8 protein-coding genes and 2 pseudogenes are annotated in these 15,314 nt (G+C 67.9%); 5 read left to right on the top strand and 5 right to left on the bottom strand.

Annotation, left to right across the window (positions count from 1 at the left end; genetic code table 11):
- The first annotated feature begins 53 nt into the window (after positions 1-53).
- The 4 genes and pseudogenes from DSM100685_RS02020 to DSM100685_RS02030 all read left to right on the top strand — a co-directional run bounded on the left by DSM100685_RS02020 (position 54) and on the right by DSM100685_RS02030 (position 5,746).
- Positions 54-671, top strand: a complete 618-nt coding sequence (locus DSM100685_RS02020) for a biotin transporter BioY (RefSeq protein WP_152349700.1) — start codon at positions 54-56, stop codon at positions 669-671.
- A gap of 788 nt (positions 672-1,459) precedes the next feature.
- Positions 1,460-1,915: pseudogene (locus tag DSM100685_RS11240) on the top strand (PucR family transcriptional regulator); the annotation flags it as partial.
- Positions 1,916-1,954: 39 nt separating this feature from the next.
- Positions 1,955-2,347, top strand: a pseudogene (locus DSM100685_RS11245) (helix-turn-helix domain-containing protein); the annotation flags it as partial.
- Positions 2,348-2,767: 420 nt separating this feature from the next.
- Positions 2,768-5,746 (top strand): family 78 glycoside hydrolase catalytic domain, encoded by a 2,979-nt coding sequence (locus DSM100685_RS02030; RefSeq protein WP_204314235.1) that lies wholly within the window; start codon positions 2,768-2,770, stop codon positions 5,744-5,746.
- A 147-nt stretch (positions 5,747-5,893) separates the two neighbouring features.
- On the opposite strand, the gene DSM100685_RS02035 is transcribed toward DSM100685_RS02030, so the two are convergent.
- The 4 genes from DSM100685_RS02035 to DSM100685_RS02050 all read right to left on the bottom strand — a co-directional run bounded on the left by DSM100685_RS02035 (position 5,894) and on the right by DSM100685_RS02050 (position 12,796).
- Positions 5,894-6,946: a LacI family DNA-binding transcriptional regulator gene (locus tag DSM100685_RS02035; RefSeq protein ID WP_152349702.1), complete on the bottom strand. Its 1,053-nt coding sequence runs from the start codon at positions 6,944-6,946 to the stop codon at positions 5,894-5,896.
- A gap of 168 nt (positions 6,947-7,114) precedes the next feature.
- Positions 7,115-8,404 carry an ABC transporter substrate-binding protein gene (locus DSM100685_RS02040; RefSeq protein ID WP_163200854.1) on the bottom strand — a complete coding sequence of 430 codons (1,290 nt, stop codon included), beginning with the start codon at positions 8,402-8,404 and terminating at the stop codon, positions 7,115-7,117.
- Between the two features lie 871 nt (positions 8,405-9,275).
- Entirely contained in the window at positions 9,276-11,384 is a 2,109-nt protein-coding gene (locus tag DSM100685_RS02045; protein ID WP_239512616.1) for a hypothetical protein, read from the bottom strand.
- A 71-nt stretch (positions 11,385-11,455) separates the two neighbouring features.
- The gene (locus DSM100685_RS02050; RefSeq protein WP_152349704.1) at positions 11,456-12,796 is read right to left on the bottom strand and encodes an ABC transporter substrate-binding protein; all 1,341 of its coding nucleotides are present in this window, start codon (positions 12,794-12,796) and stop codon (positions 11,456-11,458) included.
- Between the two features lie 394 nt (positions 12,797-13,190).
- Between DSM100685_RS02050 and DSM100685_RS02055 the strand changes: the two genes are divergently transcribed.
- Positions 13,191-13,940, top strand: a complete 750-nt coding sequence (locus tag DSM100685_RS02055) for an SGNH/GDSL hydrolase family protein (protein ID WP_163200856.1) — start codon at positions 13,191-13,193, stop codon at positions 13,938-13,940.
- Positions 13,941-13,966: 26 nt separating this feature from the next.
- On the opposite strand, the gene DSM100685_RS02060 is transcribed toward DSM100685_RS02055, so the two are convergent.
- The gene (locus DSM100685_RS02060; RefSeq protein ID WP_152349706.1) at positions 13,967-14,995 is read right to left on the bottom strand and encodes a LacI family DNA-binding transcriptional regulator; all 1,029 of its coding nucleotides are present in this window, start codon (positions 14,993-14,995) and stop codon (positions 13,967-13,969) included.
- Between the last annotated feature and the right edge of the window lie 319 nt (positions 14,996-15,314).

A 15,314-nucleotide genomic window follows, 5' to 3' on the forward strand; every position in this document is an offset into this window, starting at 1 on the left:
CGACCGTTGCCGCGGGGCGCGTCCTGGCAGACATCCTGACAGAAAGGAACGCCATGTCCGTCAACCATCACCAGTCTTCTTCGATCACCGCCGGCGCCGCCGCGCCCGCCGCCCTGCGCGTCTTGGCCCCCGCCGGACGCGTGGCCCTGTTCGCCGCACTGCTGTGGGGCGCCGCGGCCGCCGGCGAAATCCCGGTGCCGGGCACGCCGGTGCCGATCACGCTGCAGACCTTCGTGGTCATGCTGGCCGCACTGACGCTGAACTGGCGCGAGGCCGGCGCTTCGGTCGCCGTGTATCTGGCCGCCGGCGCCGCGGGCCTGCCGGTGTTCGCGGGCGGTGCCTCCACCGCCGCGCTGCTCGGACCGAGCGCCGGCTTCCTCATCGGCTTCCTGCCCGGCGTGGTGGCGACGGCCCTGCTCAAGGGCGATTCCGCCACCGGCGCGGGCGCGGCGGGCATGGCGCTGCGTCTGGCCCGCCTGTTCGGCGCGGCGCTGGTCGGCTGCGTGGGCGTGGTCTACGCGTTCGGCTTCGTGATCCAGTCGGCCTTCACCGGCGCCCCGCTCGCCGCCGTCGCGCTGGCGTCCATGGGCTTCGTGGCCGGCGACGTGATCAAGGCCGTCGTGGCGTCGCTGGTGGCCGCGGGCGTCGCCAAGCTGGGCGCGCGGCGCTGAGCCGCCGACACCGCCCGAGTTGTCGGACGACTCCGTCAGACAACTCGTCGGGCTGTTCGCCGGTTCGCGGGATGTCGCCCCTGCCGCCCCGTGAACCGGCACCATGCTCATCCGCACACCGTTTTCGCCGGAATCAAGCCGTTCACGTCCAACCGCGACGTGAGGAAACGTTCGTTTCCGGTTCGCAAGATGGGGGTCGTCCAATCTTGTGAACCGGATTTCTGTATATATACTCATACGTTGTGAGTCCATGGGTGCCTTGGGGAGCCAAAACCAAACCGTCCGACGACGTGAAGCCGGACGGAGGGGCCTCCATGCCCATTTCGCGCGCCAAAACGCCCGATCCGGCGGACCCCGCGCGCACGCCCGGCAGCGGCGCTCCCCGCAAATCCGCCAAGGGCGGCTCCCCCGCCGCCGGCAACGCCGCCGCGCGCCCGCAGCTGCCCAATGAGGTCTGGATCGTCGTCGACAAAGCCGAGCGGCGCCTCGACCGGGATCTGCCCTGGTACAAGGCCCTGACCCCCGCGGACCGCGACCAGCTCAACCTCATCATCGAAACCGCAGTCGCCGACTTCATCGCATGGCTCAACACCAACGTCTTCTCCGGCGCGCGCAAGGCCGGCGCCCCGCCGTCCACCGACCACATCTTCTTCGTGGCGCCCGTGGAGTTCACCAAGGCGATCAGCCTGAAGCAGGCGCTGGACGTGACGCGGCTCATCGTGGACATCCTCGAACGCAACGTGGGCAAGTTCGCCCGCCGCGGCCGCGAGGAGGCCACGCGCACGGCGATGCTCTACTACGCGCGCGAGGTGGCCTTCTCCGCCGCCAACGTGTACGCGTCCTCCGCCGAGGCCCGCACCGACTGGGACGCGCGGCTTGAGGCGCTCGCCATCGAGGACCTCATCGACGGGGACACCGGCCATCATGTTTCCAGCAGGCTCACCATGCTGGGCTGGCCGGCCGACTACGACTGCTTCGCGCTCGTCGGCACGCCCGCCGAGGACGGCGAGATGCGCGCCGGATTCCTGCAGCGCCATGTGCGCGACGCCGTGCGCCGTCTGGGCGGCGACTGCCTGCTGGGACACCGCGACGATCTGGTCGTGGTGCTGATCAATCCGCGCGGCGGCGAGCCGGAGGACTTCTGCGCGGCGGTCGACGACGACTTCGCCCGCACGCAGCCGCTGTGTCTCGGCCCCCTGCGCCACGGCATCGAAGGCGCGGCGACGTCAGTGCACGCGGCGCTCAGCACCATGGACGCGGTGCCGGCGATCGACGAGATGCACCGCCCGCTGCGCGCCGACGACGTGCTGCCCGAACGCGCCCTGCTCGGCGACGCGGACGCGCGCGAGGAGCTCTACCGGGACGTGTACCTCTCCCTGCGCGGCGGCAACGGCGGGGCCGGCAACGGATCCGGCGGCGGTTCCGGCGATGGATCGGCAAGCAACGGCTCCGCGGGCAACGTCGACAGCCCCATGCTTGCCACGGTCTCCGCGTTCCTCCTGTCCGGCAGCTCGCTGGAGACCGCCGCCCGCGAGCTCAACGTGCACCCGAACACCGTGCGATACCGCCTCAAGCGCTCCGTGGAGCTGACCGGCTGGGACCCCATGACCCCGCGCGAGGCCTACGTGCTGCTCACCGCCATCAAAATCGGCCGCATCATGGACGCCCGGCGGTAGGCGACGACGGCACCGCGCATCGGACAGGGCGTACATTGCCGGACCGGGAGCGCATTGCCGGACCGGGAGCGCCCACTCCCTGTCCAGAGGATTCTAAAACGGCCATTTTTCAACGATTTTTCGCCGCTTGGACGGGGAGTGGGCGCTCCCTGTCCGAAGAACACGCTCCCCGTCCGGTAGAACGCTCCCTGTCCGATAGGTAGAGCGCTCCCGGTCAGCACAACGGTCCGGTCAGATGCGATGCTCCAGCACGCACCCACATCAGCACCCATACCCCGTGCGTTCCAACCGCACCCGCCATTGCACAAACGTGTAGACCGTTATACACTTTTATGCGGGCAGGGTCAACACACGATCCCGCGTCAAACGCACGCCGGCGAAGCGGCCGGCCCACGCGCGATTCACCGCAAAGGAGCGACCATGACGACCGTCACCGACATCGCATTCGAGCATTGGAACCCGGCGCCGACTGCGCTGGGCATGGGCGAGGCCAAGCCACGCATCTCGTGGCGGATCAAAGATGCGCCGGACGGGTTCCGGCAGAACGCCTACGCCATCGAGCTGACGTATGCGAACGGGGACGGAGAGCCGCGCGCATATGAAGCCGCTTCGCCCGACCGCGCGCTGGTGCCGTGGCCGGGGCGGGCGTTGGCGTCACGGGAGCGTGCGATTATTCGCGTGCGCGTCGCGGGCACAAGCACAGGCACAGACACAAGCACAGACATCATCGGCGCAAGTGCCACGATCAACGGAAACGGTGCAAACAATGCGGGCGGCACCAACGCGATCGTCGAAGCCGCCTTCGCTAGCACAGTCTCCGCAGACGTGGTCGTCCCACACGCGCAAGCCGCCACAACCGCAGCCGCGTCACACGACCCAGCCGCCGAAACCACCGCCCCCGTCACGTCCGCCCCCGCCATCGTCACCACCAATGTGGTCGCCGAAACCACCGTCTCCGCTGCGTCCGCCGCAAACCCCGCCCAAACCGCACAACCCGTGTGGTCCGATTGGAGCGAACCCGTCGCCGTCGAGGCCGGACTGCTCGAGCCCACGGATTGGACCGCCGCGTTCATCTCCCCCGCAAACGGCCCCAACGCGGCCATCGGCGCGTTCGGCGAACCGGCTCCGATCGTCTTCACGGATTTCGCCCTGCCCGCCGAGCCCGTCTCCGCCCGGCTGCACGTCACCGCGCACGGCCTGTTCGCGGCCGAGATCAACGGCACGTCCGTCGGCGAATCCGTGCTGGATCCGGGCTGGACGTCGTACCGCCACCGTCTGCGCTACCGCACGTTCGATGTGACGCCGCTGCTGCATGCGGGCGCGGGCAACCGCGTCGCCGCGCTGCTGGGCGACGGGTGGTGGCGCGGCAACCTCAAGTGGGACAACAAGCCGAACCGCTACGGCAGCCGGCTCGCCCTGCTTGCGCAGTTGGAGGTCATGTGCGCGGACGGCAGTCGGGTCACCGTCGCCACCGATCCGTCGTGGCGCGCGTGCGAAAGCGCCGTCATGGCCAATTCGCTGTACGACGGTTCGACGATCGACCTGCGGCGCCCGGTCGGCATCGACGCGGCCACGCGAAGCATGCCGTCGTTCCCCGTCGAAGTCGTGGGCGCACCCACGCACGCTCCCGCGAACGCATCCACGGACGCCGCGCACACCAGAGACGCCGCGACGCAGCCCGTCCAACTGGTCGCGCCGGACGGCCCCGCGATCCAGCGCATCGCCACGCGCCCGGCGGTCAAGGTCTGGAGCTCCCCCGCCGGCAAAACATTGGTGGACTTCGGCCAGAACGCGGTCGGCTGGGTGCGGCTGCGCGTGCGCGGCGGAAACGCAACGGCGGGCAAAACCGTCACCGTCCGTCACGCCGAGGTGCTGGAGTACGGCGAGCTCGGCACGCGTCCGCTGCGCGGCGCCAAGGCCACGGACCGGTACGTGCTCGCGGGAGATGGCGGGCGCACGCTCGAGCCGGTCTTCACCCTGCACGGTTTCCGCTACGCCGAAGTGACCGGCGTGTCCGATCTGCGCGCCGAAGACGTCGAGCAGGTGGTCGTGGGCACCGGCATGGAGCGCCGCGGCTGGTTCTCCTGCTCGGACGATCGGCTCAATCGCCTGTTCGAGAACGTCGTCTGGGGCGCGCGCTCGAATTTCGTGGACATCCCGACCGACTGCCCGCAGCGCGACGAGCGGCTCGGCTGGACCGGCGACATTCAGGTGTTCAGTCCCACGGCCCTGTACCTGTTCGACGCGTCCGGACTGCTCGTCTCCTGGCTCAAGGACCTCAGGGCCGAGCAGTTTCCGGACGGCAACGTGCCGCACGTGGTGCCCGAGCCGGACGCCGAACGCGTCGATCCGCCGGCATGCGCGTGGGGCGACGCGGCGACAATCGTGCCGTGGAACGTGTATCTGGCGACCGGCGACGAGGACGTGCTGCGCCGGCAGATCGGCAGCATGACCGCGTGGGTGGACTGCATGGACGCGCTGGCCGGCCCGTCGCATCTGTGGCGCGGCGGCTTCCAGTACGGCGACTGGTTGGACCCGTCGGCGCCGCCCGAGGACCCGTTCCGGGCGAAGGCGGATCCGGACGTGGTGGCCACCGGCTGCTTCGCCCGCTGCGCCGCCGTCGCCGCCGAGGCCGCGCGCGTGATCGGGGATGAGGATGCGGCCGAACGCTATGGAAGACTGGCCACCGAAGTGCGCCGGGCTTTCCGGGACGCATATGTGACCGCCGACGGGCGCATTGCGTCGGACGCGCAGACCGTGTACGCGCTGGCGATCGAATGGCGTCTGCTCGGGGACGCACGGCTTGAGGCATTGGCCGGCGACCGTCTCGCCGAGCTGGTGGCCGAGGCGGACTGCCGCATCGCCACGGGATTCGTGGGCACGCCGATCGTGTGCGACGCGCTGGCGAAGACCGGGCATGCGGACGTGGCGTGGAGGCTGCTCACGCAGACGGCATGCCCGTCGTGGCTGTATCAGGTGACGATGGGCGCGACCACGATCTGGGAGCGATGGGATTCGATGCTGCCGGACGGGTCGATCAACCCGGGAAGCATGACGAGCTTCAACCATTACGCGCTCGGCACGGTGGCCGATTGGATGGTCCGCGCCATCGCGGGCCTTCGCCCGACCTCGCCCGGGTGGCGGACCGTGGACGTACAGCCGATCTGCTTCGACGGGCTCGACCACGCCGAAGCCCGGCACTTGACGCCGTACGGCATGGTTGAGGTCGCGTGGCGGCGCGAGGGCAGCGGCATCGCGCTTGAGGCCGCCCTGCCGCCGAATGTGCGGGCCAATGTCATGCTGCCGGACGGCCGGACCGCAACCGTGACCGGGCAGGGCACGTACCGTTGGCATGCGGCCGCGGGCGACCGGCCGCAACCGCAATCAGCCGGCGCGTGAGGAACGGCCGGGCAATACGGCCAATACGACGGTGAGGGGTTCATCCGCATCACACGAATGAACCCCTCACCCCTCACCGCGAAATCCGCGTGGATAAACGCCAACCGCCGTCCACCCACGCCCACGCACACCCAGCCCTGACAATCGTCACTCCACACGCGGCGGGACGCTCGTCCCGCGCACCACGAGCTTCGGCGCGACGACCTCGTACTTCGGCTCGGTCCGACCGTCCAATCGTTCCGCCAGCAGACGCGCGGCGATGTCCCCCATGCCCACGCTCGCCTGATCGACGGTCGTCAGGTCCACGCCGTGCAATCCCGAGGCGAACACGTTGTCGTAGCCGGCGACGCTCAGCTCGGCGGGCACGGCCACATGCCGCTCGTACGCGGCGCGCATGACGCCGAACGCCGCCACGTCCGCCCCGGCGAAGATCGCGGTCGGCGGCTCGTCCGCGTCCAGCAGCGCGCACGCCGCCCCATAGCCCCCGTCCTCGGAGTATGAGGCGCGCACGACCCACGGCGCAAGTCCCCGATCGGCCATCGCATGCGCATAGCCCTCCTCGCGCGAGGCGGACGACAGCACGTACGGCGGTTCGAGTCCCTGATCGGACTGCGATATGTACGCGATCCGCCGGTGCCCCAGCCCGGCCAGGTGCCCGACCATGGCCTCGGCCCCCGCGAAGCCGTCGTCCGTGACCGAATCGAAGTGCGCGCCCCTGCCGTTGCGGGAGACGAGCACCATGGGCAGCGACGCGGCGAACCTCTCCAAGCGCTCGACGGCGATGTGCGGTGTGATGAGGATGACGCCGTCCACGTTGCGGTCCAGCATGGATTCCAGCCCCTCGGTTTCGTCATGTTCGTCGCCGCCGTAGATGGCGATGATGGTCCGGTAGGACGACCCCGCGAAGTGCCGGTTGATCTCCTCGGCGATCTGCGTGGGGAACGGCCCAAGCCCCGGCGTGAGCACGCCGATGGAATACGACCGTCCGCGCAGCGCCCTCGCCGCGGTCTTGGGACGGTATCCCAGCATCTGCGCCGCGAACGTGACCTTGGCGCGCATGTCGTCGCTAACCCCGTACGCGTCGCGCAGCACCTTGGACACCGCGGACGCCGACACCCCCGCGACCCTCGCCACGTCCCTGATGGTGGGCGCCCTGCCGTTTCCCGGCGCGTCCGGTGCTGCGTTCGATGCTGCGTTCATAACACCCAGTGTATTGCCGTTCATGCGATTCCCGATCTTCCCGTCTGCACTTCGCGCTTCTCCATTGTGCCGATTCCCTGTTCCCCGCACAGCGAAGACGGCGGACCGCCCGTCTGTTTCCGGACGATCCGCCGTCGCATCGTGCGTCGCGATGTTCCGCCGCCTGCCCTAGGCCGCCGAGTCGATGTTGCTCTGCAGCTCGGCGATCATCTCCTTGGCCACCTGATCGGCGGTCTTCTGTTCGAACGCCACCTGCTGCCCGTAGCGCTTGATCATGTTCATCACGTCCGAAGCGCCGTTGGGCGTGATCTCCGGGGCGTCACCGAGCTTGTCCGCGATCACGTCCTGAAACTCGAGGGCCTTCTTGTCCGTGCCCGTGGTGGATTCGGCCAGCATCGCGCGGATCTTGTTGTTGCCCGGGATGCCGCGCTCGGTGCCGAGGATTTTACCGGCCTCCTCGTCGTTGATGAGATAATCGATGAGCATCGCAGCCTCCACGGGATGCTCGCTCTTGGCGGAGATGGACCAGTACTGCCCGGGCTTCAGATACGCGGACTTCTTCGACTGGTCGGCGGACGGAATCGGCACGAGACTCATGTTGTCGGTGCCCGCCGCCTTGGCGTTCGATGTGATCATGGTGGCCTGCGCGAAGACCATGGCCTGCTTGTTCCGCGCGAAGTCGCTCTGGTCCTGCGTGCCGGCGGCCTGTTCCGCGCCCCTGTCCGCGCTGCCGCCGATCTGATCGCCGTGCGTCCAGTCGTACGACATCTGGAAGAATCCGGCCAGCGTCTTTTCGCTGATGGCGACCTTGCCGTCCTTGAACAGGTCCTCGCCGTGCTGGCGCGCCCATTGGGTGAGGCCGGTGCTGTCGATCATATTGCCGGCGGCCGTGATCTCGCCGTTCGACCGGTTCACGATCTGCCTGCCGAACGCGACGAAGTCATCCCACGTCCATGTGTTCGTGTCCGGCAGCTCCAGTCCCAGCTTGTCGAGCACGTCGTTGTTGACGATCATCGCATACGGCACGGCGGAAATCGGCGCCGCGTACTGCGTGCCCTGATATTGGCCCGTGCCCTTGAGCGAGGCGTCCATCTGGTTCAGGTCCAGATAGTCCGAGACCTTGTTGAGATCATACAGGCTTCCCTGGGATGCATAGGACGCCAAGTACATCTCATCCATCTGCAGCACGTCAGGAACCTCGCCGCCGGCGTTCTGCGTGGCGAGCTTGTCCCAGTAGCCGTTCCAATCGGTGTATTCGAAATTCACGGTGATGTTGGGATGTTTGACGTGAAACGCGTCGATGGCCTGCTGGGTGAGCTTGAGCCGCGCGTCGGAGCCCCACCAGCTGATGGTGAGCGTCACCGGCCCGTCCGCCGCCTTCGCCTCGCCGCCGGATCCGCCCGCATTGCCCGAGCCGCAGCCGGCCAGGGCCATCGCCATCGCGCATGCAGCCGCCATACCGCCGACCAGCCTGTTGCCAAACGCCCTATTGCCGAGAGACCTCATCGTCCTCACCTTTCCTTGCCGTTGCATCCAATCCGCACACCGCTGTGCGCAACACTGTTTGTAGACCGTAACACACATTCTCATAAAGCCATATTTACAAGAGTTTGTGTTACGGTCTACACAATACGCCGCAATGCGGTTTCATGCAACTTGTACAAGTTTGCCGCATACTCTGCCCCAGCGAGGGAAAGGCCATCCCAACCCGCCCGAACTGCCCAATCTGCCCAAACTACTCAATCCATTCAGGCCGATCAATCCGCTCAATCCACCCAAGCCGCTCAATCCGTCCGCCTTGTCCACCCACACATTGAGCGGATCCAGTGCGGCAAGTCCCCTCACCGCCGCATAGGAAACTCAACTCGCTCAATCCATGCAACACAATTCGCGGGTTGAGCGAATCCAGTGCCCTAGGCTCCCATTTCCCCCATCAGCGCACTGAATCCGCTCAATCCGCGCAGCAAGGCCCCCAAATTGAGCGGATCCGATGCTGCAAGCGGAACGCCGAGGAACAGGACAGCGCAGGAAACGCCGCCCCCCCCGAACAAGGAACACCACCGCTGGACCGGGAGCGCCCACTCCCTGTCCGCAGGTATGGAAAATCGTTGGAAAATGGCCGTTTTGTGATGTCCGGGACAGGGAGTGGGCGCTCCCGGTCCGGCACAGTCCAGTAAGACGCTCCATGTCCGAGAAACACGAAAAAGCCCGGTTCCCGCACGACGCGAAAACCGGGCTTTTACCGCACGAACCGCACATGTCAGCAGATCACATGCAGCACATGTCCGAGCGCCTCGGCCGGCATTTCGGTCTGCGCCTCCGCGAAAACCTATGCCCCCGCGAAGCCCTCGCGGTCGATGAGCCGCAGCCAGATGGCCAGATGCCAGTCCTGGTCGTTGGCCAACGGATCGGCGGCATGGACGGGCACGCCATCCACCGCGGAAGGGAAGACGAACGCGCAGGTGGCGGTGCCGTCGGGACGGTAGTTCGCCATGTTGGCGCGCATGATCGCCATGGCGAGCGCGTCGGTGCGATCGGTGCGCAGCGGTTCCGGCAGTCGGGCGAGCGCGGTGGCGGTCAGCGCGCTCCAATAGTGCGGGAACACGTCGCCGTATTGCCGCCGCAGCCCGAACCAGTAGCCGTCCCAGTGGCGCAGCGCCACGCCGTACAGCCGCGCGTCCGGCTGGGGGCCGCCGAACGCGAGCAGCCAGTGGAGCCGTTCGCGCGCGGCTTCGAGGTATCGCGCGTCCCCGGTGAGCCGGTACGCGCCGAGGAGCAGATTGACGAGCGGCGCAACCATCGACTGCTCGTAGCTGACCTCATGCGCCGGCAGATCCGCGCCGAGCGCGAGGAAATGGTCGGCGGAATGCGTCACGGCGGCCCGCAGCTCGGCGGCGGCGGATGCATCGTCGTCCCGCCCGGAGGCCTCCAGCAGCCCGACGAGCTCCTCGTTGACCTCCGCGTAGCCGATGGCGAGGAAGCGCTCGGCCCCGAGTTCATTCGCCCGCCGCACGATGCGCACAGCCAGATCCAGATCGGCCGGATCCCCCGTCATGCGGTGGCGCACGGCGAACAGCTCGGCCATCCACGGGGCATCGTAGATGCGCTGGCCGAACGCGCTGGCCGGCAAAAACGAGCCGCGGCGGATCGCACCGGTATCGTCGATGAGATGCGCGCGGGCGAATGCGGCCCAGTCGTCGAGCGCACGGCGCACGGGGTCACGCAGATCGGCGGGGAGCATGCCCTGCACCCACGCCCGCTGCAGCATGACGGCCATGCCGATGCGCTCGGAGCCGTCCGACCAGTCGGCCCATCCGCCGGCGTCGACGCGCAGACCCGTGCGCGTGTCCACCGGCACGAACGCGCCGGCGAGGTCGCCCGGACGCTCCGCCGCGCGCTGATGGGCGAGGATGTAGCGCGCACGCTCCGCGATCACCGTGCGCAGCGGCTCGTGGAACAGCACTTCGGTGCGCACGCGACGCCCGTCGGCATCCCTGACCAGATCAAGCGGGACCATGCCCGGCCGTGCGGCGGTGATGCGCACGCCGTCGCCATCGGCATCGATCGCCAGCCCGGTCCGTGCAGCCGCGGCGGCAGCGGGATCGACCAGATGCGCGCCGGAGATGCGAATGCCGTCAGCATCACCGCCATCGCCGTCATCACAGCCCGCCTCGGCCGCGAGTGCCGACAGCCGCAGTCCGCCCATCGCGTCGGCGAGGAACGAATCGTCGTCCGCATACCACCGCAGCTCCCATGCCAGCGCATAGGACTCCCCCGGCGCGAGCCGTATCTCCGGCTGGCCGCCGAAGGCCCTCGGGTTGCGCGCATGGTCGGTCACCTGCATCACGATGTGCCCGCGCACGTTGGACAGCGTGCTGTTGTTGCGCGATTCGACGGAATACGCGTTGACCGCGCCCTCATGCACGACCAGTCCGAGCCGCGGGCCCTCGCCGGACATGGGCACGGCGAGCGTCCAGGCACCCTCGCCGCCGGCGAAGACATGCGCGTTGACGCACTGCGCGAGCGACTGCCGGGCGCCGGGGTACCGGTCGTTCCACGGCGTCTGGACGCCGAGGCCCGTGATGCGCACCGGGCGGCCCGCGACGTTGCGCCACACGTAGCGTTCGCGCAGCACGCCGTCCACAGCCCCGATCCGGCGCGTGACTTCGAGCGACAGACCCGCGGCGGTCAGGTCGAACCAGAGCTTTTGGGTCTGCGCGCCGACGTCGAAGCTCCAGTCGCCGGCCGTGGCCCACTGCGCCGCGCCGAGGTCGGTCACCGCGTGGCCGGAACCCCAGTAGTGCGACGCCGTGTGCCACGGCAGCCCGGGGTCGAGCAGGTACTCCCGATCGCCGCGGAAGATGCGCGTCGGGGCGCCGGTCGCACGGTCCAGAACGATTCGCCCCGCGCCGAGCCGCAGGATCATGCCGTCGCTCATCGTCGTTGTTCCTTTCGATGGTGTCAAATGGTGTCAAATAGTGCTGGTGGCGTCAGCCGGCCCGCCGCCCGTCACGCCGCGGAGTCGATGCTGCTCTGGAGTTCCGCGATCATCTCCTTGGCGGCCTGCGCGGAGGTCTTCTGCCCAAAGGCGACCTGCTGGGCGTAGCGCTTGGTGACGTTCATGATGTCCGAACCGCCGTTGGGCGTGATCTCCGGGGCGTCGCCGAGCTTGTCCGCGATCACGTCCTGGAACTCGATGGCCTTCTTGTCCGTGCCGGTGGTGGACTTGGCCAGTTCCTCGCGGATCTTGTCGTTGCCCGGCATGCCGCGCTCGGTGCCGAGGATCTTGCCGGCCTCCTCATTGTTGATGAGGTAGTCGATGAGCATGGCGGCCTCGGCGGGATGCTCGGTCTTGGAGGAGATCGCCCAGTACTGGCTGGGCTTCAAATACGCGGACTTCTTGGTCGGATCGACGGACGGGATGGGCACGACCGACATGTTGTCCGTGCCGGCCATCTTGGCGTTGGACGTGATCATGGCGGCCTGTGCGAGGATCATGGCCTGCTTGTTCTGCGCGAAGTCGCTCTGGTCCTGCGTGGCCGGTTCGGCCCAGCGGTCGGGACTGCCGGAGATCGCAGTGCCGTGCGTCCAGTCGTAGGCCATCTGCAGGAACGACGCAAGGGTCTTCTCGCTGATGGCGACCTTGCCGTCCTTGAACAGCTCCTCGTCGTGCTGGCGCGCCCACTGCGTCAGTCCGGAGCTGTCGACCATGGCGGGAACGCCGGTCACTTCGCCGCCGCTCTTCTCGACGATTTCCTCGCCCACCTTGACCAGGTCGTCCCACGTCCACGTGTTCGTGTCCGGCAGGGTGACGCCGTACTTGTCGAGCACATCGTTGTTGACGATGATCGCGTAGGCCGCGGAGGAGATCGGCGCCGCGTACTGCGTGCCCTGATACACGCCGGTGCCCTTGAGCGACGACGACATCTGGTTCAGGTCCAGATAGTCGGTGACCTTGCCCAGATCGTACAACGAGCCCTGCGAGGCATAGGATGCTAGGTACATCTCGTCCATCTGGACCACGTCGGGCATGTCGCCGCCGGCCGCGTGGGTGGCGAGCTTGTCCCAGTAGCCGCCCCAGTCGGTGTATTCGGTCTCCACCTTGATGTTCGGATGCGCCTTCTCGAACCCCGCGATGGCCTCCTCGGTGAGCTTGACGCGTGCGTCGGAGCCCCACCAGTTGATGTGCAGGGTGACTTCGCCCTCGGACGGCTTGACTTCGGACGCCGAGGCGTCTCCGCCGGCATTGCCGCACGCGGCCGTGGACGCGACCATGGCCGCGACGGCGACGAGGGATGCGGCGGTCCGGGCCATGGATTGCTTCGACGATGACTTCGGATGGCGGTTCATGACGATCTCCTTTGCCTTGTTGACGCGCGTCAACGTTGATGCGCGTAACCTACTGTAACACAAAGGGTTTCGTCAGCAAAATATGCCGCTGTGCAGCGCGCTTGCCGCAGCCGCGCAGCGCAATGGCGGCAACGCTTCCGCCGGCGTGTCACGATTGCGCACCCGTTGTTGACGCGCGTAAACTAATGAATCGTGGGGATTACCGGCTCGCACCGACGCACCGGACGTCCCCGGTCCAACACCCGACCCGGACCAGCCGCACGCGCCCGCCCCGCAAGGCACCCGGTCCGTCAGCCAAGACCGGCCACGGACGCCGCAACGTCATTGGCCGCCGCAACGCCGTCGGCCGATGCCGCAACGCCACAACGCCAGAATCAGAGACAAAGGACACGAGATGACCACCACCGACGCCACAGCCGCGACCGCTGCAGCCGCCCTGTCCTCCGCGGACACCGCCCCCATCGCCCGGGCCGGCCTGATCCGTATGTTCAACTCCCTCGGCGTGATCGGCGACAGCCTCTCCTCCGGCGAGATCGAAACCGCCAACGCGGACGGCACCATGGCCTACATCGACCGGCCGCGCTTCTCATGGCTGGCGCATCTGTCGCGCAAATACGGCATCGACTACCGGTGCTTCAGCAGCGGCGGGCTCACCTGCGCCGACTGGCTCGACCGGTTCCTCGACGATCTCACCGGCGAATCCACGCCGCGCGACGGCTACTATCTCGCGCTCGGCACCAACGACCGGTTCCGCGACTGCTATCCGCTGGGCGACGCCGACGACGGCCCGACCGCCGACACCTTCGCCGGCCGCTACCGCCGGATCATCGAAGCCGTGCGCGATTACGCCCCGCATTCGGTCATCATGTGCTGCACCCTGTACTCCCGCAAGGACGACGACGGCTACGACGACGTGATCCGCACCATCGCGGCATCGTACAAGCGCTGCCTGCTCGTCGACGTGGCCCGCGAATCGGCGGTCACGCTCGACGACCTGCAATACCGGCTCAACGGCCACTTCTCCGCCTACGGATACGTCGCCATCGCCGACGAAATCGAACGGCTGACCAACGAAGCCATCGCCCGGCACCCGGACCTGTTCGCCGCATTCCCGGTCGATGCGCCCTCCAATGCGCTGGGCTGACGCACCGGCCACCGGCCCGCGGAAGCCTACGGGCGCCGGAAGTCCAGCGTCGTGGTCCGCCGATGGAGCTCAGGCCGCACCAATGTCAGCGGATTGGCGGCGGACTTGCCGTCGATGAGGTCGAGCAGCTCGTCGGTCGCCCGCTCGGCCACGAGACCGTGGTGCGGGTCGACGTTCGTCACGTCCACTCTGAGCGACGTGGCGTAGCCGTCCACGCACACGCCGATCACGGCCATGTCCTCCCCCGCCCGGATGCCTCGCCCCAGCATGAGCTGCAGCGTCCAATCCAGCTGCCGCGGCGTGCGCGTCACCAACGCGCAGCGATCGTCCGCGTGCCGCCCGTCCGCATGGCGTTCCAAGAGATCCCCCAGCGGGCCAAATCCCCTCCATCCCGCGATCTCCGGGCGGAACACCTCGTATGCCAGACCACGCTCCCGCGCACGACGCTCGCATACGTCCTCGAAGGTCGCGGCGAAGACGAATTCATCGGCGATCGGCTTTCGGTCCGCCACCAACAGCATGCGGTTCGCGCCGCAATCCGCCGCCTCGTCCACCGCGAGCCGCGCGACCATCGCATAATCCACGTCCACGCAGGCCAGCCCGTGCGCGTCCGCCGTGGTGCCGATGAGCACGGCGGGCACGTGCATCGCGGCGATCGGCTCCAAACGGTCGTCCTCCCGGCGGATGTCGAACACCAGCACCCCGTCCACCAGCGACTGGCCGACCATGCGGCGAATCCCGTCCACGCCCTCGTCGCCGGGCACCAGAATCACGTCGTATCCACGCTTGCGCGCGGTGGAGAGGATCGCGGAGAAGAACGGCAGGAATTCGGGCATCTGCACGCCCTCGTCGAAACGCGACACCACGCCGATCACCCCGCTGCGGCGGCCGGCCAGCGCCCGCGCGTTCGCATTGGGGTAATAGCCCAGCTCGTCCATGGCGCGCAGCACCTTCGCCCGCGTCTTTTCGGAGATCGTGCGCTTGCCGCTCATCACGTACGACACGGTGGCGCGCGACACCCCGGCGCGCTGGGCCACTTCCTCCGACGTCACCATATCGTTGCACTCCCTTATGTCATATCTCCGTCATGACCGGATTCCGCCATGCCCGCGTCCCATTGTACGGTCCCATGCCTCGGACAGGGCGCGCCTTACCGGACAGGGCGCGCCTTCTTGGACCGGGCGCGCTCACTCCCTGTCCAGCGGATTGAAAAACGGCCATTTTTCAACGATTTTTCACCGCTTGGACAGGGAGCGGGCACTCCCTGTCCGAAGAACACGCTCCCTGTCCGGCAGAGCGCTCCCTGTCCGGCAGAGCGCTCCCTGTCCGGCAGAGCGCTCCCCGTCCGGCAGAGCGCTCCCCGTCCAGCAGAAC

Source organism: Bifidobacterium avesanii, from assembly GCF_009299475.1.
Taxonomy (GTDB): Bacteria; Actinomycetota; Actinomycetes; order Actinomycetales; family Bifidobacteriaceae; genus Bifidobacterium; species Bifidobacterium avesanii.